General features: G+C 59.3%; 18 protein-coding genes and 3 pseudogenes. 9 read left to right on the forward strand and 12 right to left on the reverse strand.

The window, feature by feature from the left end:
- Positions 1 to 156: 156 nt before the first annotated feature.
- Genes queE through queC form a run of 3 tightly spaced genes read right to left on the reverse strand, consistent with a single transcriptional unit; the run spans position 157 to position 1942 of the window.
- A complete protein-coding gene (gene queE, locus AC0NIH_RS30095; protein ID WP_473469406.1) occupies positions 157 to 891 on the reverse strand; it encodes a 7-carboxy-7-deazaguanine synthase QueE in 735 nt (244 codons plus the stop codon).
- Complete coding sequence (gene queD / locus AC0NIH_RS30100) at positions 888 to 1244, reverse strand: 6-carboxytetrahydropterin synthase QueD (protein ID WP_473469408.1); 357 nt, start codon at positions 1242 to 1244, stop codon at positions 888 to 890. Before queD ends, queE begins: the two co-directional genes overlap by 4 nt.
- Positions 1244 to 1942, reverse strand: coding sequence for a 7-cyano-7-deazaguanine synthase QueC (queC, locus tag AC0NIH_RS30105; protein WP_473469410.1), 699 nt, complete (start codon positions 1940 to 1942; stop codon positions 1244 to 1246). The genes queD and queC overlap by 1 nt, the downstream gene beginning before the upstream one ends.
- 455 nt (positions 1943 to 2397) lie before the next feature.
- Between queC and AC0NIH_RS30110 the strand changes: the two genes are divergently transcribed.
- The gene (locus AC0NIH_RS30110) at positions 2398 to 2787 is read left to right on the forward strand and encodes a hypothetical protein (RefSeq protein WP_473469431.1); all 390 of its coding nucleotides are present in this window, start codon (positions 2398 to 2400) and stop codon (positions 2785 to 2787) included.
- A 236-nt stretch (positions 2788 to 3023) separates the two neighbouring features.
- On the opposite strand, the gene AC0NIH_RS30115 is transcribed toward AC0NIH_RS30110, so the two are convergent.
- On the reverse strand, positions 3024 to 3278 hold the full coding sequence (locus AC0NIH_RS30115) for a helix-turn-helix domain-containing protein (RefSeq protein WP_473469412.1): 255 nt from the start codon (positions 3276 to 3278) through the stop codon (positions 3024 to 3026).
- 450 nt (positions 3279 to 3728) lie between these two features.
- Between AC0NIH_RS30115 and AC0NIH_RS30120 the strand changes: the two genes are divergently transcribed.
- The 6 genes from AC0NIH_RS30120 to AC0NIH_RS30145 all read left to right on the forward strand — a co-directional run bounded on the left by AC0NIH_RS30120 (position 3729) and on the right by AC0NIH_RS30145 (position 10733).
- Positions 3729 to 4694: a glycosyltransferase family 2 protein gene (locus AC0NIH_RS30120; RefSeq protein WP_473469414.1), complete on the forward strand. Its 966-nt coding sequence runs from the start codon at positions 3729 to 3731 to the stop codon at positions 4692 to 4694.
- The gene (locus AC0NIH_RS30125) at positions 4691 to 5632 is read left to right on the forward strand and encodes a polysaccharide pyruvyl transferase family protein (protein WP_473469416.1); all 942 of its coding nucleotides are present in this window, start codon (positions 4691 to 4693) and stop codon (positions 5630 to 5632) included. Before AC0NIH_RS30120 ends, AC0NIH_RS30125 begins: the two co-directional genes overlap by 4 nt.
- Before the next feature lie 311 nt (positions 5633 to 5943).
- Entirely contained in the window at positions 5944 to 7425 is a 1482-nt protein-coding gene (locus AC0NIH_RS30130; protein WP_473469418.1) for a lipopolysaccharide biosynthesis protein, read from the forward strand.
- A gap of 32 nt (positions 7426 to 7457) precedes the next feature.
- Positions 7458 to 8474, forward strand: a complete 1017-nt coding sequence (locus tag AC0NIH_RS30135; protein ID WP_473469419.1) for a polysaccharide pyruvyl transferase family protein — start codon at positions 7458 to 7460, stop codon at positions 8472 to 8474.
- Positions 8471 to 9280, forward strand: a complete 810-nt coding sequence (locus tag AC0NIH_RS30140) for a galactosyl transferase (RefSeq protein WP_473469421.1) — start codon at positions 8471 to 8473, stop codon at positions 9278 to 9280. The genes AC0NIH_RS30135 and AC0NIH_RS30140 overlap by 4 nt, the downstream gene beginning before the upstream one ends.
- 715 nt (positions 9281 to 9995) lie before the next feature.
- Positions 9996 to 10733 carry a coniferyl-alcohol dehydrogenase gene (locus AC0NIH_RS30145; RefSeq protein ID WP_473469423.1) on the forward strand — a complete coding sequence of 246 codons (738 nt, stop codon included), beginning with the start codon at positions 9996 to 9998 and terminating at the stop codon, positions 10731 to 10733.
- A gap of 184 nt (positions 10734 to 10917) precedes the next feature.
- Here the strand turns inward: AC0NIH_RS30145 and AC0NIH_RS30150 are convergent.
- The 4 genes and pseudogenes from AC0NIH_RS30150 to AC0NIH_RS30165 all read right to left on the reverse strand — a co-directional run.
- Positions 10918 to 11286: pseudogene (locus AC0NIH_RS30150) on the reverse strand (transposase); the annotation flags it as partial.
- A gap of 147 nt (positions 11287 to 11433) precedes the next feature.
- Positions 11434 to 12188, reverse strand: a pseudogene (gene istB, locus AC0NIH_RS30155) (IS21-like element helper ATPase IstB).
- A 12-nt stretch (positions 12189 to 12200) separates the two neighbouring features.
- Positions 12201 to 13712 carry an IS21 family transposase gene (istA, locus tag AC0NIH_RS30160; RefSeq protein ID WP_473469819.1) on the reverse strand — a complete coding sequence of 504 codons (1512 nt, stop codon included), beginning with the start codon at positions 13710 to 13712 and terminating at the stop codon, positions 12201 to 12203.
- A gap of 187 nt (positions 13713 to 13899) precedes the next feature.
- A pseudogene (locus tag AC0NIH_RS30165) lies at positions 13900 to 14649 on the reverse strand (IS701 family transposase); the annotation flags it as partial.
- 261 nt (positions 14650 to 14910) lie between these two features.
- On the opposite strand from AC0NIH_RS30165, the gene AC0NIH_RS30170 reads away from it, so the two are divergent.
- Complete coding sequence (locus tag AC0NIH_RS30170; protein WP_473469084.1) at positions 14911 to 16212, forward strand: TolC family outer membrane protein; 1302 nt, start codon at positions 14911 to 14913, stop codon at positions 16210 to 16212.
- Positions 16213 to 17082: 870 nt separating this feature from the next.
- Here the strand turns inward: AC0NIH_RS30170 and AC0NIH_RS30175 are convergent.
- From AC0NIH_RS30175 to panB, 4 genes are all read right to left on the reverse strand, one after another.
- A complete protein-coding gene (locus AC0NIH_RS30175; RefSeq protein ID WP_473469078.1) occupies positions 17083 to 17712 on the reverse strand; it encodes an acyl-homoserine-lactone synthase in 630 nt (209 codons plus the stop codon).
- 94 nt (positions 17713 to 17806) lie between these two features.
- Positions 17807 to 18487 (reverse strand): LuxR family transcriptional regulator, encoded by a 681-nt coding sequence (locus AC0NIH_RS30180; RefSeq protein WP_473469075.1) that lies wholly within the window; start codon positions 18485 to 18487, stop codon positions 17807 to 17809.
- Positions 18488 to 18612: 125 nt separating this feature from the next.
- Complete coding sequence (gene panC, locus AC0NIH_RS30185) at positions 18613 to 19506, reverse strand: pantoate--beta-alanine ligase (RefSeq protein ID WP_473469073.1); 894 nt, start codon at positions 19504 to 19506, stop codon at positions 18613 to 18615.
- Positions 19503 to 20339: a 3-methyl-2-oxobutanoate hydroxymethyltransferase gene (panB, locus tag AC0NIH_RS30190; protein ID WP_473469071.1), complete on the reverse strand. Its 837-nt coding sequence runs from the start codon at positions 20337 to 20339 to the stop codon at positions 19503 to 19505. The genes panC and panB overlap by 4 nt, the downstream gene beginning before the upstream one ends.
- Positions 20340 to 20514: 175 nt before the next feature.
- Here panB and AC0NIH_RS30195 point away from each other — a divergent pair, with 175 nt between their 5' ends.
- Positions 20515 to 21474 (forward strand): NUDIX hydrolase, encoded by a 960-nt coding sequence (locus tag AC0NIH_RS30195; protein WP_473469069.1) that lies wholly within the window; start codon positions 20515 to 20517, stop codon positions 21472 to 21474.

Genomic DNA, 21474 nt, shown 5'->3' on the forward strand with positions numbered 1-21474 from the left:
ATAGCCGAGCCCGTCTGGTGTGCGCTCGCTTTGCAAGCGCCTCGTTGATCTCCGGCCTTGAGCACCCCTCGCGTACCCCGGCAGCGCTGTCACATGCGGGCGAGTTTGGCTACCCGAAGATCCGATGGGTGCAATTCCCGCACCGGCAGGCGGGACCTAGACGGCCCTCCTGTTGCCCCAGAGCAGAACATGCAGCTGCGGCAACACGCGGGCTTCGAACCATCTGTCTCGCGTCACCTTTTCGATTAGCCATTCCATGCGTCTCATGATTCCGTCAAGGTCGACAGGTGCGTCTTCATCGCCAAGGCGCGGTGGCGTGTGATTGCCGGGTTGCAGATAGACCGGAAGACTTGGGAATCGCGCAGCGGCGTCTTTGGCGAAGGCGTAGTCACTCTCGTCGAAAACAACGAGCTTGAGCACGAGTTGCGGCTTCTCCCGCGCCGCTTCGATGCACGCTTCGAATGCAGCCCAATCGGTCCTCATTTCGCTTGACGGCGGCTTTGGGCTGAGGACCAGCACGTCCAGATCCGCAAACCAGTCCCTGGCCACCGAAGCTTGGGTTTCCAGCGCGAAGCGGTAACCTTCAGCATGGCCCCGCTCGATCAGCCCGCCGAAGGGCTGAATGGCCGGGTTGCCGCCCGACAGCGACACCATCACTGGCCGGCCGCCGGAAAGCGCAACCACGCTTTGCCACACCGCATCCACTGGCATCATCTTCCATTCATGGCGGAATTGGTTGTCCACCGCATGGAGGCTGTCGCACCAAGAACAGCGGTAGTCACACCCGCCGGTTCTGATGAAGACGGTCGGCAAACCGATGAGCACGCCCTCGCCCTGAATCGTCGGCCCAAATATCTCGCTGACCCGGATCGCGGGGTGCGTGTCCGTCACGGTCGGTACTCCGCCCAGGTTTTCGGGGTTTCGCTCACCCTCACGGCCGCGGTTTCCGGCAGCCGTGCCTTGCACCATTCATAGAAATGCCTGGCCAAGTATTCCGCCGTGACCTGCTCATGTGCCAGCGCGTCGTTGAGGTGCCGATGGTCAAGGCTCTCATCGATATAGCGTTTGAGGGGCGCGAGATCGTGATAGTCGCGCACGAAGCCGTGCGCGTCCAGCTCCTTGGCCGAAAGCTCCACTTCGACGATGTAGTTATGCCCGTGCAAGCGCGCGCACTGGTGTTCAGGTGGCAAGGAGGTGAGCTGATGCGAGGCCGAGAAGTGGAATTCCTTGGTGATGCGGAACATCAGGCGCTCCGCCTCTGCAGCGCCTCAAGCCAGAAATCGGTGTCCTCATAATCGGTTGGATCGGCGTGCTGCGCGAGATGAAACGCCTCGCGCCGTTCGACGCAGGTGCCGCATCGTCCGCAGTGACGCTCGCCGCCCTTGTAGCAGGACCAGGTCTGCGCAAAAGGGGTCCCGTGTCTTGCTCCATCGTCGACGATATCGGCCTTGGTGAGCTTCACATAAGGCGTATAAAGGCGGATCTGCGGGTCATCGTCGAGCGCTCGGTCCTGCATCGTCTGGAAAGCTTCGATGAAGGGCGGACGGCAATCTGGATAGATGAAATGGTCCCCGCCATGAGCGGCCATCGCCACGGCTTCGACCTGGTGCGAGGCGGCGAGTCCGAACGCGATGGCCAGCATGATGGCGTTTCGGTTGGGCACCACCGTGATCTTCATGGTGTCTTCGGCGTAGTGGCCGTCCGGCACGTCGACACTGCCGGTCAGCGCCGAGCCGCAAAGGCCGCGGCCGATTTGACGGATGTCGATGATCTGATGCGCAATGTCCAATCGCTGTGCGCACAGCGCGGCGAATTTCAGTTCTTTGCTGTGCCGCTGGCCGTAGTCGAAGGACAGCAGACCGACGAGTTCGTGCTCCGCTGCCACTTTGTGGGCAAGGGAAACGGAGTCCAATCCGCCGGAGCAGATGACGAGAGTCTTCATCGTGGTATCCTTGTTTTGACCGGGTAAGGCTGCGACCGGAGATTTCTCTGCGCTCCCCCTAGCCCAGCCAGTCAACTTTGTGAACCCTGTGGCGCTGACTCGCCGAGGGTACGGCTGGGTCGCGACAGCGCGGAGCCTCCTTAGGTCAATGTTCAAACCCGGGCATACGCTTAGAAGTACAGATGCGAAGCCTCGCGGCATGGCTGGGGAAGAATTCCCGTACTCGTGGGAGAGCGGAGGCTTGCGAAGGCCACGCGCTGCCTGACAAGAGCAAGGGAGTGAGCGTGGTGCCGGGAGGTAGTTCAGTGGGCGTGCCCCCCTCGCTTCAGCATCAGTCCGAATCGGACAGCACGATGGGCGGCAGAACCCCGGCTAGGATCGGTCGTCAGCCCGACATCTGTGAACAAGCCGAATGCGTCGTTGCAATGACCCCTTTACTACGCGCAATTGCCGACATGGCCTCGCAGGAACTGGATTGGGCGATTTTCCAGATGGCGGTCGAAAGCGTCCGCTCTCTCTCATCAAGTTTCAGCGAAAGAGCCGGGGAGATAGCGGCGAGGAGCCAGGGTACATTGGTTTTCGACGTGCGGGTCGACGGTGACCCGAAGGTGCAGCGCATCGCCGCCATACGCTATCGAGTCGAACAAACTGGCGTGGTCGCATTGGACAGGCAGGGCCTTCTTACCCACTATTTCATGGTGAATGACACTTTCTCAGATCTAATGGCGCCTTTGGAGAACTGGACAAGGATGCCTCTCTCAACACAGGCAAAGATCGATGTCACCGTTGATGCCGGTCTCCTCCTGGCCGCCCTACGAAATGCCGGTCATCTGCTTGCAAGTTAGCGTGACTGGAATGCATGTGTGATCCTGCATCCTCCGAACGCGGGCGCGAGCGGCGCCCCAGCGAGGCTCTCCGGGCACGTATGGAGAAGGCCAAGGGAGAGCGCGACCATCTTCTGCGAGCGTTGGTGATATCCTGGGCACACCTGGCGGCCCGTGGCGCAAACGCCAGATTCCAACAACACGAAATCGAGAGACCTGTTACCGGCAACCAACGGGGACAACCAGCCTTCCACCATTCAAGCAGCGTCCAGTATGTCCGGCTCCGCCTCAAGGATGCCGGCGGGTAGGGACAGCGATTTTGCGATCCGTTCCCGATAGCCCTTGTTGTATCTCAGACCGGACTCAATGTTGAGGATTTCCTCAGCGGCAAGCCCGCACGCCACTGCCAAGTCCTCGACGGAATATCCAAGGTGCTCACGATAAGCACGGATGATGTGGGTCCCCGCCGACATGGCCGTCAACACCGGCTCGGGAATGCGCGAATCTTTCATAAACACCTCGAAGAAGAGCAAAGCTGAGACCGGCGGCCGGAGGCGGTATATGGTGGTTCAACCGGGGCGGATCAAGTCGTAACAAACTGACTGCCGCAACATGTCTGATCGACTGTGCCGACCATGCCCGCGCCACCCAGTGGGGCTGATCACCGCCGGCGTTCCTGGGCAGGAATTCGGCTTGCTCAACCTTGGATTCGGTGGTCCTGCCGGCCTGCTAGCCATGTCAAAGCGGCCGCCCGGGCCAGGGAACGGGCAAACGAGAGTGCGCCCGAGACCCGAGCTGATTGCTGCCATAGATGACCCGAGGACGATGCCGCCGAGGCCGAGCTCGCCGCTGATGGCGTATCCACGCCATGGATGACCATCATCCACACAATCACTTTGGCCAACCATTGCCGAATGCGTTACTCGGGCCTCGCACAGACCTCCCGAAGGCAAGGATGAGAATTGGCCACTTTCACAATCGTCATCCCTTTTTATCAGAAAAAAGCGGGCATTCTTCGCCGGTCGCTACAGAGCGTATTTGCGCAGACTTACAGGGACTTTGACGTTCTGGTCATCGACGATGAGTCCCCTCTTCCGGCTGAGGTCGAGCTGGAAGCGCTGAACGCCGATCAGAGATCGCGCATCACGGTCATAAGGCAGGCCAACGCCGGCCCCGGTGGCGCTCGCAACACCGGGCTTGAGAACGTTTCGCCTTCGACGCGTTTGGTCGCTTTCCTCGATTCAGACGACACCTGGCTGCCACATCATCTGCACAACGCCTTCGAGAGCATGTTGTGCTTCGGAGGGGACTGTTACTGGGCCTCAATTCAGGCGAGCGAAGAGTTCTATTACCACCTCGCAATATCCGAACTTGCAGGGGCGGAGGAGGTGATTCGATTGGGGGAGCAGCCGCTTGTCATCGAAGTTCCTGACCTTGCGAGCGCGATGCTGAAGGACTGGAGCTTTCTCCATCTTTCTGGAATGGTGATCGGCCGTACCATCTTCAAAAAAATCCGTTTCGACGCCACTCTTCGACGCGCCGCAGAGGACGTGCTCTTCTTCTGCGATACAATCCTCGCCTCTCGGCGCAGCCTGCTCTGCGGTGAGCCGGGCGTCGTGCGCGGCTTGGGGGTCAACATCTTTCACAGCATCGACCGCACATCGCGCCACTTCCTGCAGCAGCAATTCAACACCTGGGCAGCGCTCGACGCGCTCGAAGCTTGTTTTGCCCGACGGCCAGAGGAAGTTGAGTCAATCGCTACCTCCAAGGGCAGAGCGCGTCGCCAGGCGCTTTGGAGCCAGGCCGGACTTCTTCGTCGCGGCAAAGTGCCAAACCTCGGCCTGCTCGCGCGTTGGGCGTGGCGTGACCCTGAGTTGCTACGGACACTGAGGGAACTCGGGACAGCTAAGTTTGCGGAGGCGAAATGACTCCATATCATTGGGAATCGAGCCACGGCAATTTTGGTGACGACCTCAATCTCTGGCTATGGGACTTTCTGCTGCCCGGATTCCGGGAGGTGCACCAACAAACAATGCTCGTGGGCGTCGGCACTGTCCTGAATTCGATCCTTCTTCCACGCGGTGTGCACAAGCTGGTTGTTGGAAGCGGCTTGGGGTACGGCACACCGCCCGACATCAGCAACAGCCGGGAATGGGATCTCCGCTGTGTGCGAGGTCCGAAAACAGCCGAACGCCTCGGGCTTGCTATCGAACGGGGCATCGTTGATCCGGCCGTCATGATTGCTGAGATGCCGGAATTCCAGGGACTGCCGAAACGATACAAGAAGACCTTCATTCCACACTGGGAATCCGCCGAACACGGCATGTGGCGGGCCGTCTGCGAGATGGCCAGACTCACGTATCTGGACCCACGCGGTGACGCAAAGCGGGTCATCCGCGATATCGCGCAATCGGAGCTAATCATCGCGGAATCCATGCACGGCGCGATTATCGCCGATGCCTTTCGGGTTCCTTGGATCGCGGTAGCCACATCGGCCTCCATCAATGACTTCAAATGGAACGATTGGGCGATGAGTGTCGGCGCGACCTACAAGCCCTACGTGATACCCGTGTCCTCGCGGGGGGAAGCGTCGGCAAAAGGGAAGCCCTTTTGGGGTGTCACACCCACTGGCAGCCTCCCGAAGCCAGTGATGCTTGGCCCGACCCCAGGGCGACGCCTCACGCTTCCGCGAAAGCCCCAGTCCTTGCTTCGGTCGACGGTCAAAAAATTCTTGGCCGCACCCTCGGCTGCAGGTCTGTTCAAGGCCAGCCGCGGGGAACCGCAGCTCAGTCCCGATGGCTCGCTCGACGGCTTGAAAAGTCGCTTTGGTGAGGTTCTGAACGGAATCCGCAAAGATTATCTTTAAGCAACGGGACGCTCCAGAAATGTCGAAAATCAGCATGGCGTGCTGCTCGCGGCCAGACGAGGTCGCGCGATTGGAGACACGCGACGACAGAAAGTCCGCGAGCAGTGACTCGGGCCGGAAATTCCGGAACTCCGTGGTGCTGAGACTTGGCGAGAGGTGCTTTGGCAGGTCCCACGCAAATCACGCCAGCGCGAGGAAGCTTTGATCGCATGCATGGCGAGACAGGCGCGGTGCCGAGCAGTTGCGCATAGAGGACACCGGTAGAATGGGGCTGCAGCCGAGAGTTCGGGATTTGCCGGTTGGGGTTGGTCATGAGCATCGCTGACCGGCTGGTAGCGGGAAGTCTCTGGGTCACCCTCTCAAGAATCATCGTCAACGGGCTCTCAATGCTCGGCACCATTGTCCTGGCCAGGTATCTTTTGCCTTCGGACTTTGGCGTCGTGGCGCTGGCGACGACAATGTTGGCCGTGGTCACCTCGATTACCGATCTTTCGCTGAGTGAAGCGCTCATCCGTCATGAAGATCCCGGAGAATCGCATTTCAGCGCCGCATGGACATTGGGTGCGACGCGAGGGCTCATACTGTGCATCTTCTTCGCCTCGTTCGCCTATCCTGCGTCCCTCATGTATAACGAGCCGCGCCTGTTTGGCGTTCTGCTCGCCTTGAGCCTCAGTCTTGCCATGAGCGGACTGGTGAATCCGCGAAAAATCATTCTTCAGCGCGAACTGATCTTCAGGCAAGAGTTCGTTTTGAATGTCGCCCAGAAAGTAGCCGGTTTCGTAGCCGCGATCGGCGTTGTGATCATCTACCAGAGTTACTGGGCGCTTGTGGTCGGCACTTTGGTGATGCAGGCGACAAATGTTGTGACATCCTATCTCGTCATGCCATTCCGTCCGCGCGTAACTTTCTCCCACATGCGAGAGTTCTTTTCGTTTTCGGCCTGGATTACTGCCGGACAGATCGTGAACACGCTCAACTGGCGTTTCGACTACCTGCTCATAGGAAAGCTGTTGGACAGGTCAGCCATTGGCTATTATTCGCTGGGTGGGCAGCTTGCGATGATGGCCACCCGTGAAGCCACTGCGCCACTGACAGCAACCATCTATCCGGCGTTCGCCAATGTGCGCCATGATGCTCAGCGTCTGGCGGCCGCCTATTCGCGAACGCAGGCCCTGCTGACCGCGGCTGCCCTGCCCGCCGGCATAGGGATGGCTGTGATAGCAGATCCCCTGGTGAGACTGGTGCTCGGCGAAAAATGGCTTCCCGCCATTTTCATCATCCAGGCGCTCGCGTCAGTTTACGCCCTGCAGACATTGGGTTCTCTCAATCAGCCTCTTGGCATGGCGCTGGGGCAGACCCGCACGCTGTTCGTGCGTGATACACAGATGCTTCTTGTCCGCATGCCGGTGATTACCATCGGTTTGCTGTGCTGGGGGCTTCCGGGGCTGATATTCGCCCGGGTGCTCACCGGTCTGTTCAGCGCTGTGGTCAACATGGTCGTGGTGGAGCGGCTCATCAATGTCTCGGTCAGAGCGCAGTTGTTGGCGAATTTCAGGGCGCTCGCAAGCTCGGCCGCTCTGGCAGCGGGTGTAACGCTCGCCGATCATTACATCGGCGCTCAGACCACGCAGAACGGGTTGGTTCTCCAACTCGCGGTCCTCATCTGCCTCGGCGGAATTCTCTATTGCGGTTTCAGTCTCTTTCTCTGGATCGTTATGGGCCGCCCGGATGGGCCCGAAACCGAAGTCAGAAAGCTCGCTTTCAAGGTGCTGTCCAAAGTCACCCACGCGTGATCTCCAGCTCGTCAATTCAAAAGAGAGGTACGATGCCAGGTGCTCAGGAACTAGAACTCATCGCTGCGCTGCAGGACATCACGCATGATTGCCTAAAGATGTTCGTCAGACCCGATGAGCCGATAGCGATACTGGATTTTCCCGACATCAAGAACTGTGGGGACTCGGCAATATGGCTGGGAGAGATTGCCTATTTGAAGGATCGTTACGCAAAGCGGCCTTCCTATGTCTGCACGACGGACGATTTTTCACCTGATGAACTCAGGGGAACATCTCCGAGTGGTCCCATATTTATTCATGGGGGCGGCAACTTCGGCGACTTGTGGGTGTCTCACCAGGACTTCCGGGAACATATAATGGAGTTGTTTCCCGACCGGCAGATCGTCCAGTTTCCGCAATCGATCCATTACAGCTCTCCGGAACGGCTTGAGCAAAGCCGACGCGCCATCGGCAGACACAAGAACTTCGTGCTGCTGGTGCGCGACGAGGAATCCCTTCTGTTCGCTCAGGAAAAGTTCGATTGCCAGGTGTATCTCTGCCCCGACATGGCTTTTTGCATTGGCAGCGTGCAGCCTGATGCGCCCCGCTTCCCTGTGCTCGCGATGCTTCGCCAGGACAAGGAGCAGGTTGGTGCGGTCGACTTTTCTGCCTATCCCCATATCCCAAAGGAGGACTGGATCACCGAGCGCCACTCGAAGGTGCGCGTTGCAAAGGCGCTCGGTGCGGCATCTGCGTTGCTGCATCTCAGCCCCTCAGAAGTACGGTTGCGTAAACTGAATGCCGCGGCCAACAACCGCTTTCGACGCGGAATCCGGCAGATTTCCCGCGGCAAGGCCATCCTTACGGATCGCCTGCATGTGCACATCTGTTCGATTCTCATCGGGCGTCCCCACGCGGTGCTGGACAACAACTACGGAAAAATTCGCCGGTTCATGAACGCTTTTTCGGGGGGTACCGATCTATCGTACAAGGCAATGTCGATCGACGACGGCATCAGATGGGCAAGAGATCAGGCGGTTGGCACAGTCAACGACTGGAGACTGTCATGACTGCCGTAACGTTCATTGTGCCTGTCAGGCATCAGGATAACGCGCGTGATTGGGGCCTCCTGAAGAGGAACCTCGCCCAAACTGTCACATCCATTGCCAATCAAACCAACCCCGATTGGCGAGGCATAGTGGTTGCCAATGAAGGGGCCGATCTTCCTGTGCTGCCCGACAAGTTCTCGGTGGTCTGGGTGAGCTTTCCACCGAACGACATTCATGAGCGAGGCGATGCGACTGAGAATGACTTTCTGGATTCATTCCGCGCCGACAAAGGCCGCCGTGTTCTTGCCGGCATGCTCAATGCCGGCGACAGCCGCTTCTTCATGATCGTTGACGACGACGATTTGGTAAGCTCTCGCATCGTGCAGTACGCTTCGGAGCATCCGAACGAAAACGGCTGGACGATTGACAAGGGCTATCTGTGGGATGACGGCGGCAATGTTCTGCTATGTCGCGACCAGTTCAGTCACTATTGCGGAACATCGCTGATCATTCGTTCGGATCTGTACGGGCTGCCGGCAAAAATGGAAGATGCCCCCATCGAATGGATCAAAGATACGCTTGGCAGCCACGTCCGCATAGCACCAGCCCTGGCCAAGCGCGGAACTCCCTTGAATTGCCTACCGTTCCGGGGCGCTGTGTACCGTGTTGCACACAAGGGGTCGCACAGTAAGACTCCGAGCCTCATGCAGATGTATTTCGTAGGCAGAAGCGCTCTGAAGCGCCCCCTCCGTGTCGCGAGGAATCTCGTCGGGTTGCGTCTGTTGTCAGCTCGCCACAGGAAAGAATTCTTCGGACGTACGGAATAGATTGGCGGATGCAAAAGCTGTTGCCATGATTTGAGCAATATTGGCGTTTGCGGCTGTGCTCTCCACGCCTTAAGTTTGGTTTCGACACTCCTATTGATTCGGCTGGTTTGAATTGTCGTCAGCCCACTCCTGAGTCATGGAGAGATTGCTTCACCATGGGTCAGGGAGCAACTCAGGAGGATTTTGGCCACCGCTTCAGCATGGAGCGGCGCGTATAACTGGATCATTACTCCCAGCTTTTCTGACATCCGCAGGCAACTGGCGGGCACGCATTGGCGATCGAGGGCCGAAGGTCTGTTGGGTCGCGCCGGCTGCGCCCGGGAAAATTGTCTGCAAGCCAAAGCCATAGCTCAGCAGCTAGCCCGAACGGCTCTGTCCAGCGTTTGGCTTGGCTTTTGCGCTTAACCGTCCAAACCAACGGGATTTCGTTTTGTATCTACGGTGTGGATGAGCTCCATGCAAAGAATCGATTTTGTCAATCTTGCCCGACGCGACATAAGCGACAGCACTGCGGTGCATTAGCCCGTATCGCTGCTTCAATCGCTCTGAGGCACGAAGCGCTTAAGTCGGGCAGCGGCACGCGCGGGCGTCTCAGGCGGCATCGAGGAGTTCAATCGAGTGGCGTCGGTGGTCAAGGACGCCACGACATCATCAGACAAGTCGTTGGAAAGGTCGTTCACGAGAGTGCCGTCCTTTGCCAAAAATGGAGAATCCGTTGAAGCTTGCAGGTAAAACCGTCGTCGTAACCGGCGTCTGCTCCGGGGTCGGCGCCGAAGTCGCCCGTCGCGCCCGGTACGAAGGCGCGCGCCTCATTGGCGTCGATCTGAATGATCCCGTAGTCAGGCTGGACGGGTTCATTCGCATCGATCAGGGTTCGCCCGAAGAAATTGATGCAGCGCTTACCCAGTTCCCTGAACGTATCGACGGCCTTGTGAATGCCGCGGGCGTCTCAGGTACGCTGGATCGGGACATTGTCGCACGCGTGAATTATCTCGGGATACGCCATCTGTCACACGCACTTGCCTGCCGAATGCCTGAGGGCTCTTCGATCGTGAATTTCGCCTGTCTCTTGGATCCCGAATGGCCTAAGCGGCTTGATCTGCATAAGGAACTTGCCGTCACTCAGAGCTTTACAGATGGACTCGCTTGGCTTGCCGCCAACCAGGTGCCACAGGAAACCTGCTACCGGTATTTCAGGGAGGCCATGATGATTTGGTCGGCCACGGCGAGCGTGGACCTCTATAGGCGGCGGGGCGTACGCATGAACACGGTGGCGCCCGAACCTGACTTGACCATTCTGGGGGACTTCTTCACAAACCGCGGCCGGGAACTAGTAGAGGGGGACGTTGGCCGTTTTGTCGGGCCGATCGCCCCAGTCGAAGGTGTCGGACCTGTCGTCTTTCTCCTGTCGGACGAGGCGTGCTTCGTCCATGGTGCCAATGTAATCGGTTAGCCTAATACTACAGTTGCGGATATGCGCGCCGTTTGTAGTGACAAATGGTGGCGGCAGCTTGATGTCGTCGTCGCCATAGCGACCAGGGCGATGATGAAGGGCTTTTGTGTTGGTGGGAAGATGAGCATCCGGGCGAGGAGATAGCGGATCTCGGGGACGCTTGGCACCAGCGCAGCCATCCGAATCAGGCGGCGATTGGCTCCTTTGGACTCGTTTCGTTCGGTTTGCTCCATGCGCTGCGGCGAAGATCAGCCGATAGCTTCGAGAGGAACGCCAGGGCGGCCATGCACAGGCTCATGTGGCGATGCCATCCGTGCCAGGACCGAGCCTCGCAATGATCAAGTCCGAGATCATCCTTGGCGCGCTCAAAGCACTCCTCGATCGCCCAGCGCAGGCCGGCCACTGCCGCCAATTCGGCCAAGGAGGAACCGGGTGGGGCAAAGACCAGGTAATAGGCTTTTTCTCCCGATGTCGATCGCTTGCGGCGGACGAGAAGCCAATGCTCAAAGCCGCTTTTTGACGTCCAAGGACGGCGGATGCGTGCCCAGTGGTGCGTATTCCGACGAAGCCGGCCATCGATTCCGATTTGAAGCCGGCCAGTCATTCCGATTTCATTCCGGCCGGTGTTCCGATTTGAAGCCGGCCATTTTTCGGACTGATCCTGGGTCTGGTTGATGTTTGGATTGGGTTTCGTTTCCGGTCAAGCTTGCGCTGTTTCAGAGGCTTTTGGCGAGCGCTGTTTTCGCATGCTTTCTCCGGTGAGATCGATGCGATAGGCGTTGTGAACGAGGCGGTCCAGGATGGCATCGGCCAGAGTTGGGTTTGCAATGATCTCGTACCAGCGATCCAGGGGCAGCTGACTGGTGACGATTGTCGATCGGCGTTCGTAGCGGTCTTCAATGATCTCAAGCACATCACGCCGCTGGTCATCATTGAGTTTTTCCGGCCCCCAGTCATCGAGAATGAGAAGGTCGGTTTTGGCGAGTTGTTTGAGGATCCGGCCATAACGTCCGTCGCCTCTCGCGAGGGCAAGTGCTGCAAACAGCCGAGGAACGCGGTGATAGGCGACGGAGAAATCCTCTCGGCAAGCTTTGTGGCCAAGCGCACAGGCCAGCCAGCTCTTGCCGACGCCCGCCGGCCCGGTGATGAGAAGACTGTGATGCTTGCGATCCAGTCGCAGCCGGCGAGCGCCATGAACAGATTGCGGTCAAGACCGCGTGCGGCACGAAAGTCGGCATTCTCGATCTGTGCGTCATGGCGAAGCTTTGCAGCCCTGGCGCGGGCTTCGAAACGCTTCTGGCGGCGCATGGTCGCCTCGCGCTCGAGCAGCATAGCAAGCCATTCGCCGTGCTCGAGGCCGCGCGCTTCGGACTGTGCGTCGAGTTCTAGGAAAGCGGTTGCCATGCCGTAAAGGCCGAGTTCCCGCAGCATGTCGATGGTGGGATTGATCAGCATAGGTGTATCTCCTCAATGAAAGTAATCAGGGCCACGCAGATTGGCGTGATCGACGATGGCGGTTGGTTCGGTGGACTGCCTTGCGGCCTTGTGATTGGCGATGAGCGAGGCGATGCTCTTGCAGTTCAGCCCACCGATCTCGACAGCGCGGGCTGACACGGCTTCGGCGCGATCGCGTGTGACATCGCGAAACAGGCGCAGAACACCCAGGCATGTTCGAAAGCCTTGTTCAGGATGTGGGCGGCTGGCGAGGATTGCGACAACCAAGCCTTCCGTCTCGGGCCCGACGGATGCGGCCCAGCGACGGAACCGATCCGGCGTCCACTCGGCATATCGCCGGTGGGAGCTGGGCATATGATCCGGATCCGTCCCATGACGAGGGCCGCCATAACGGCGCTGATGGACGGCAATGCGCTTGCCGCGGTGAAAGATCTCGATGGTGCGTGCCGTTGCTCTCAGATCGACTTGCTGGCGAATGAGGTTGTGCGGTACGGAATAAAAGAAGGTCTTGAACTCGACATGGTAGTCCGTCGAGACGCGGGCCAAACGCCACTCGGCGAATTCGTAGTCTTCGCTCGGAAGGCTTGCGAGCGCAGCACGCTCGACGCTCTCAAACAGTTGCCGGCGACTGACGCCCAGCCGACGCATGACATGATCATTGATGCGATCGAGTGCCTGGCGAATGGCGGCTTTGGCCTCGGCCAGCGAGAAGAAGGTCTGGTTGCGCAGACGCCCCAGAATGCAGGATTGGGCAAAACGCACTCCATTTTCCACTTTCGATTTATCCCGAGGCTTTCTTGGCCGTGCCGGAAGAACGCCGACGCCATAGTGGGATGCCATCATGCCGTAGCTGCGGTTGATCTCGGGATCGTAGAAGCTGGCGCGGCTGACGCCCGACTTCAGATTGTCGGGGACGACCAGGCGGGGAACGCCATCAAAGAAACGAAACATCCTGACGTGTGAACCAATCCAATCAGGCAGTGTCTGGGTCCAGGTTGCTTCGGCATAGGTGAAGCTGGACGCTCCCAAGACCGCCACAAAAATCTCCGCCTCACGGATCTCGCCGGTGTCTCGATCAGCGATCGGGATCTTCTTGCCGGAATAGTCGACGAAGACCTTGTCGCCGGCGGCGTGTTCCTGGCGCATCGTCGGCGAAAGCCGCTGTTCGAAGCTGCGAAAGAGCTCGCAGAACCGGCTATAGCCATATCCGTCGGGATGACTTCCTCGATACTCCTCCCACAAGATGAGGAGCGTGACGCCCGGCTTCTTGAGCTCGACGGCAAGATCGGCCCAGTTCGGCTCTGGGCGCCGCCGCGTGCCCTGTTTGACGCCATTGCGAGCGAAGAGTTTGTTCTCAAGCGCGTCATCGGTCAGCTCGCCTGGCAGGGGCCAGCTCAACCCGATTGCCGCTGCGCGCTGCAGATTATCCTGCACCGTACTGCGTGCTATTCCCAGCACGACCGCAATCTCGCGGGAGCTGGTCCCGCTTCCGGCAAGTCGAAGCATTTGTCTCAACTGTCTCATGGTCAGCCTTCTCTTTGCCGGCATCAAAATGTCCTCGTTCATCGCGAGGTAATTGATGCCAAAGTTGCTGACCCAGGAGGTAATCTTCAGTGCCGAAAACCGGCCGGTCTTTGGTTGGAATGGTGGCCGGCTTCATACCGGAATGGTGGCCGGTGTTTGATCGGAATGGCGGCCGGCTTCACGTCGGAATCCGCACCCAGTGGTAGAGCCGAGGCCCTTTGGCGCCTTCACCTGCCGCATGACAGACCCAGTCCTCGGGCCCGAACTCGCTAGCTAGTTCCTCGGGCGAGGTTTCCTCAAACAGACGATCCCCTCCACGGCGCATGAAGTGAGCGCCTCGAACCGCCAAGACATAGGGCTGCTCGCGAGCTTCCAGCATCCGGCGAAGGCTGCTGTCCGCCCCGTAGACAGCGTCGCCCAGCACGTAAGCGCACGGGACGCCGGCATCGAGCGCCGCCTCGACCATGGCGCGCGCCATCTTTGGCTTGGTCGCAAACTCGACCGTCTACGGGATCAACGCCCTGGCACATCGCGCCCGATCCTGTGTCCAGCTCTCCGGCAGATAAAGGCGACGATCGACCAGCGCCTGGCCGTAGCGGCTCGCGTAAGCCAAGAACACGCCGATCTGGCTGTTCTCGATCCGCCCCGCCGTTCCCGAGTACTGACGCGCGACACCGGCGGAACGATCGCCCTTCTTCACAAATCCCGTCTCGTCGACGATCAGGACGCCATCCTCATCGCCCAACACCTCCACCACATAATCGCGAACCTCGTCTCGGAGCCGATCAGCGTCCCAGTGGCTGCGCCCCAACAGCGACTGCATCCGACAGGGCCGCTCCGCTCCGGATTGCTCAGCCATCAGCCAGCCTGTCTTGCGCTCAATGCCGGAAAGAAGGCCGTCAAGGAAATCGGCGCTCGTCTCCCGCAACTCACGACGATAGCCCTCTTTGGGTGCGAATGTCCTGGTCCAATGGTGCTCAGGCGGGAAGCGGTTGCATCCATCGTGTGGATGACATCGATCGAAAAAATCTATTTGTGCAGTCTATCACCCGTCGCAAAAAGCTACCGCGGTACGAAGCGTGGCTGCGCAGATGGGCACCGCGTTCAAAGCGGACCCGTGCCTGGGCTGATAGCTGCTGTGCGGCCGCGATTGTCCAGCGTTCAGAATGGAGAAGTGAATTTGCGACCAAGTAAGAGACTGGCGGGACTGGCATTCTCCATTCTAGCGACTGTACCGCTATCTTCGAACGCCGCCTCCGCCGAGAGCATTTTGGAAGCTCTATCGGAGGCATATCAGAACAATTCCTCTCTGAATTCGTCCCGCGCCAAGGTCCGCGTTTCCGACGAGAGCGTAGCCATCGCGAAGTCAGGGTGGCGCCCGACGATCGAGGGTTCCGCGAACATCGGTCAATCCAGCAGCCATGTGAACGGAAGCAGTAAAAACGCGCGTAAGACGACCGGCGAATATGGCGTCCAGATCAAACAGACGCTGTTCGACGGTTTTCAGACTAGGAACAACGTCGCCGCCGCCGAATCGCAGGTCAGAGCTTCGGTCGAAAGCCTGCACAACACCGAAGAGAACATTCTGTTCAAGTCAGCCCAAGCTTATATGAACGTCATTCGCGACCGGCAGATAGCAATGCTGACGCAGCAAAACGTGCGGTTCCTGACCGAGCAGGCGCGAGCTGCGCGTTCCCGCTTCGAGGTTGGCGAGGTTACGCGTACCGACGTCGCTCAAGCCGACGCATCGCGCGCGTCTGCCGTGGCGGAATTGGCCGACGCCCGTGAGCAGCTCATGGTGAGCGCGGCGACCTATCGTCAGCTCGTCGGCCACGAGCCGGGGAGGCTCAGGGCCGCTTCGCCGCCGTCGAGGCTTTTGCCGCCGAGTCTCGCTGCGGCAATCGTGACTGCATCAAGCGAGCACCCCGCTATCCTGGCCTCGCAGCATCTGGTCGACGCGGCAGCGTTTTCGGTGAAATCGGCCGAAGGTGCGCTGCTGCCTCAACTCTCCGCTTCGGCCGGCGTCTCAAGCGCCTATCGCAACACCTCGCCTATATCGAGCCAGCAGGACGGCACGACCAATTCAGCCAGCATCGGCGCGACATTGACCATACCGATCTATTCGGGTGGCCGCACTTCGGCGCTTATACGACGGAACAAGGAGTCGCTTAGTCAGGCCCGGATCGAAATCGACGTCGGCCGCGATCTGGTGCGTCAACAAGTGATTGCAGCATGGACCACGTACAGCGCAGCCCGGCAAACAGTAGCGGCCAACAGGCAGGTGACCGCCGCTGCGCAGCTTGCACTGAATGGAGTCATCGAGGAGCGCGATGTCGGCCAACGCACCACGCTCGACGTTCTCAACGCCCAGGCCGCAGTCATCACCGGCAAGATCAATCAGGCCAAAGCCGAACACGACGTTGTGGTGGCGAGTTATGGCATCCTACAGGCGATCGGTCACCTTTCGGCCAAGCGTCTCAAACTGCAGGTGACAAAATAGAAGCGGACGACTGTCAAGGACAAGGGGGTCTACACCCGCCAGATTCGCGATCCCCGAGTTGAAGCTTCGCATCGATGACGTGGATGCATTTTCGTACTACACCAGCATGGCATTGCCTGCCTCTCATCGTTGATACGTGTCTCTCAGGCATGCGGGTTGCCGGCGAATTGCACCGGCTCATCCCCGAGCGCAGCCGGCCGAGTGTGATCGTCAGCGACAGCGAAGTGAGTTCACCTCAAAAACGGGTGCTCTGCTGGGCGGTTGAGAACCGCGTCGAATGGCGTTTCATTGACACTTCCTGGAGAAGGGGCAGCTCCTCAGGTTCAAAGATACCGCTGTCCGCGAGGCGTCTTATTGGCATGTGACCCCCTGCCCTTAAAGGTATCATGCGTGGTATCAGGCGAATGTCAACGCGTCCAAGGCTCCGCTCTATGTGGTCGGAATCTTTGGTAAATCTCTGAGCGAGGGATCGAATAGTAAAGCGCGGCGCGCCCCCGTGCCCCCTCCTCGTCGTCACGCAATGGGGCGCTGCTTCGCTTCACGTAGGTACCAAACCGTACGCTGATTCCTTTTAGTGGCTCCGATGGAAAGGGAGTAAACAAATACTTTCAAGGGGAGGCAGCGGTGGTTGCCAAGCATACAGACATCGCGCGGGCGGTCATTGAGTTCAGCTTCCTGTTGCGGCACCGCTCCCTTGCTGGAACCGCCAGCTTTCGCCGCGATATGGACCATACCAGACGGACGATAGAGGCGGCCTCACGTGAGCTTCTGAAACGTCTTCGCCAACGGCAGCGCGATGACGCCGTACAAGCGTGGGAAGATATAGACCCGGCTTCTGTTGCGAGTGGTCAGGCCGAGCATCCTTAAGCGCTATGCCGACAGCCCGAGAACCGGCTGCCACAATACAGGTCCGTTCAAACGTCCCCTCCAGCGGACGCGCATGAGGCTGGCGTGGGAAACCTCGAGAGAACCGGCGACCGCCTCCGTGTTGCCGACCGCCTTCGGCTGACCGATGCGCGCCAACGGCCACGTTGCGAGACGCAGGATCCGCTCCATGCGCGTGTCGGTCACTGTCACAATCCGATCGAGTTCGTTGGCCAAGCCGAATTCGATCATCCCCGCGAAGAGCTCGTAGGTTGCTTGGGCCAGCCCGCCAGCCTTGGGTGTTGATGCAGGCAGATCGAGTGCGAAACGACTGCTCTCCCAAACGCGGGCACTCGCTGGCGCCGCTGTCTCACCCAGCAGCATCGGAAAGGTGTCGCGCAACATTGTCGGCCCCGTTGTAGGCAAAAAACGGACGCAACCGCAAATGCGCCAGTCGGATCCTTTGAGAAGGAGATAGACGGGGTTCAGCCTGTCATATGCGTCTGTTTCCATTTCCTCTTCGGTCTGAACATCCCACTCCAACCTTTCCTTGAAAACGCGATGCCTCAGTCCGTACATTTCATTGAGCTCGCTTGAAAACTCATCGTAGAGCTCAGGTGTAATTAGCTGCATCATGTGTCGCCTCCGTGCAGGATGTGTTCCCGCCATCGAAGAGCAAAGCCGAAACTGATGCAGCCTGTAGACCTTTACAGCTATCCGAAGAAAGGAATCAGGATCTCGAATGACGGGAAGCAGCCAGCCGCGCTACGGCCTGGTTGATGGTCCGCACGCCAAGTTTTGCCTTGGCGTTTTCCAGATGGAAGGTCACGGTGCGTTTCGAGACGCTGAGAATCTGGCTGATATCCCAAGCCGACTTGCCGTCCGCAGCCCATTTCAAGCATTCGAATTCTCGCGGGGTCAGGATAACGCCATCCACCACGCAATCTTCAGCGAGCTTGCGCCGGGCATATATATGAAAGCTGATCGCGACCAGCTGCAATGCTTTTTCGTAACGTGTCAGTGACCGCAAGAGAGGCGGACGGGAGTGGTCGGAAGCGAAGGTCAGTGCAGCAAAGCGGCCGCGATGGTCGTGCATCGACATGGTCAATCCGCCACGAATGCCATATCGAGCTGCTTCTTCCAGAATTCGTTGCTGTGACGCCGCGAGATGAAGCCCGCGCAGGATGACCGGATCATGGCTATGGTAGCGCAATTGCATATAGCGAGATGTCCAGGAGGACGGATAATTTGAAATCACGCGCGGCTTCTGGCAGGAGGCCGACGGGCAACTGAAATAGGCGAAGAGCGGAAAGTCGAATGCGGCCGCGGCAGAGGCCATTGCCTCACACAGATCGACAGCATCGACGCTTTCGGAGAGTTGCTCGAGGAAATCTTCAAACACGCGATGCATCTGCGCTTTACATAACCTCCGTGCCGTTGCTCGATCGCAGGCGGAGACCTTGGTTTAAATGCTTGGCGATCGAGGCAACGTGTGCGAGTTCGTCAGTTTAATCGCCGGCAGCTTTGCTACTTTGTTCAATGAGGCTGTTTGCGTGGCGACTCAGCGCCGCGGGCGTCTAAAATCGGTGACATCCCTATGTTGTCGATGAGCCGTATGTCGCCGAGCCATGCCGCGACGAGCAAGCGTGCTGGTCGGTCAAGGCTCGTCAGCGGTTGCAGATCCACCTCGCCGCGAAGTTCGAGATATTCGACTTCGCGATAGCCTGCAGCCAGAATTGCAGCGCGCGCTTCGGCTAGAGTGGGCAGGACAGGAGAGCCGCGCGCAAGCCGGTCAGCCACCCCGAGCAAGACCGCTGCCAACTTTGGGGCAATGGCGCGCTGTGCTGGCGTGAGCCGAAGGTTGCGCGAGGATAGTGCAAGACCATCGGCTTCACGGACGGTCGGACAGGCTAGGACGGTGGTTGGAATGTCGAGATCCCGAACCACGCGCCTGACCAGCTGAAGCTGCTGAAAGTCCTTTTCGCCAAAACAGGCCAAGTCAGCGCCGGACTGCAGGAAGAGCTTGGCAACCACCGTCGCCACGCCATCGAAATGGCCCGGCCGGAAGCCGCCGCACAGGCCCTCGCTGAGGCCGGACACCGAAACGGTCGTGGCGAAACCTGGCGGATACATCTCCTCAGCATCCGGCACATAGAGCAAATGCGCGCCCAGCGGCGCGAGCTTTGCAGCATCTTCGTTTTCCGTGCGAGGATAGGCAGCGAGGTCGGCAGCACTGTTGAATTGCTTGGGGTTGACGAACAGCGTCACCACGACCCGATCGGCCTTCTCAAGCGCGGCACGCACGAGACTCAGATGGCCTTCATGAAAGGCCCCCATGGTCGGCACAAGGGCGATACTGGCGCCGCAGCGACGCCATTGCGCGGCAACAGCGCGGAGCTCGGCAACGGTTCGAACGATCGGCACGCTCACATAACGTCTCCGGTCCCCGGGTCGTTGGTGTAGAGATGTTCCGCCGCCGGAAAGCACCGTCTCCTCACGTCAGCGGCATAAGCCGCAATCGCTGCATCGGCCTGTTCGCCCAGTTCGGCGTAGCGCTTGACGAATTTCGGCCGGAAGGAGCTGAAAAGCCCGAGCATATCGTCGCTCACCAGAATCTGGCCGTCGCAGGCGAGTGAGGCGCCGATGCCGATGGTTGGGACGGCGATCTCCGCAGTGATGCGTTTTGCGAGGGGCTCGGGCACTTTCTCCAGCACCAGGCAGAAGGCGCCGGCCTCCGCAACCGCACTGGCATCGCGCCTGATGCGCTCGGCATCATCTCCCCGCCCCTGGACGCGGTAGCCGCCGAAAGTATTGACCGCCTGCGGCGTTAAACCGACATGGGCCATGACAGGGACGCCGCGGGCGGCGAGGAAGCGAATGGTCTCGGCCATTTTCTCACCGCCCTCGAGCTTTACAGCTGCACAACCTGTCTGCGCCATCAGGCGCGCAGCGTTGCGGAAGGCCTGCTCGGGGCTCTCTTCATAGGAAGCGAATGGCAGGTCTACGACCATTAAGGATCGCACCAGACCGCGGCGTACCGCCTGACCGTGCATGATCATCATATCGAGAGTGACGCCCAGCGTCGACGAGAGGCCGTGCAGTACCATGCCGACGCTGTCGCCAACGAGAACGATGTCGCAGTATGGATCAACCAGTCTGGCGATCGGCGTCGTGTAGGCGGTCAGGCAGACGAGTGGAGTCTGGCCTTTCCGCATTCGAATATCCGGCGGTGTCATCGCCTTTGTCTCACCAGTTGCGCTCACCCGACGCATCCTTCCCTAGCGTTACCCGCCGCGGGTGTCGCGTTTGGCATATTTTTGTGCGAGTGCGAAGAGCAAAAAAAGACGTCCGACTGTGCGGTGTTGACGTTCGTGCAGCAACGCTTAAATTCAATCGATTCAATCACCCTGAGTTTGGGGCCAAATCATTATCGCGAACATGGACCATCAGGTAAAAGGAGCCAGAAAAGGCAGAGCCGCTGTCAAGGCCGACGAAGCAAAAGTGGACTTGATTGCCGTTGTCGTCGCCGTAAACGACAGTGAACCCTGTCTCCTCACCATCGGGAACGCGGACACCCTTCCGTCCGGACCATATGCGCTAGAGCATCGATCGCTGCAATCCGGTCTGAGGGGTTGGGTGGAGCAACAGACCGGCCACCCGCTGGGATACATCGAGCAGCTCTACACTTTCGCCGACCGGGACCGCATAGGGGCCGAGCGCCAGGAACGCGCCATCTCAATTAGCTATCTGGCACTCACTCGGAAGGACCAGGCAACGGGCTCCGCCAATTGTGGGTGGCGGAGTTGGTACGAGTATTTTCCTTGGGAGGACCATCGCTCCGGCACGCCGGTGGTGCTCGATATTTTACGACCACGCCTGATCGAGTGGGCGGACGGAGCCAGCGATGCGACCACGCGACGCGAACGCCGGCAGCGCGCCGCGATCGCCTTCGGTTTCGACGACCGCAATTGGAACGAGGAACTCACGCTCCAACGCTACGAGTTGCTCTATGAATCTGCCCTGATCGAAGAGGCTGGTGGCGGACGGGACGTCGCGCCTGCGGTATCTGGCAAGGCAATGATCGCCGACCATCGGCGAATCCTGGCGACCGGCATTGCGCGGCTCCGTTCAAAGATCAAGTACCGGCCGGTGGTGTTTGAGCTCATGAGACCGTCCTTTACGCTGCTCCAGCTGCAGCGGACCGTGGAGGCGCTCGCCGGGAGGCTCATCAACAAGCCGAACTTCCGAAGACTTGTCGAGCAGCAAGAACTGGTCGAGGAAACTGGCGAGACCTGCCTTGAGACGGGCGGGCGGCCGGCAAAGCTCTATCGGTTCCGCCATGCCGTCCTCGACGACAGGGCTGTGGCCGGGACAAAATTGCCGCTCGCGCGGGCTTGA

The organism is Mesorhizobium sp. WSM1386 (assembly GCF_055901595.1).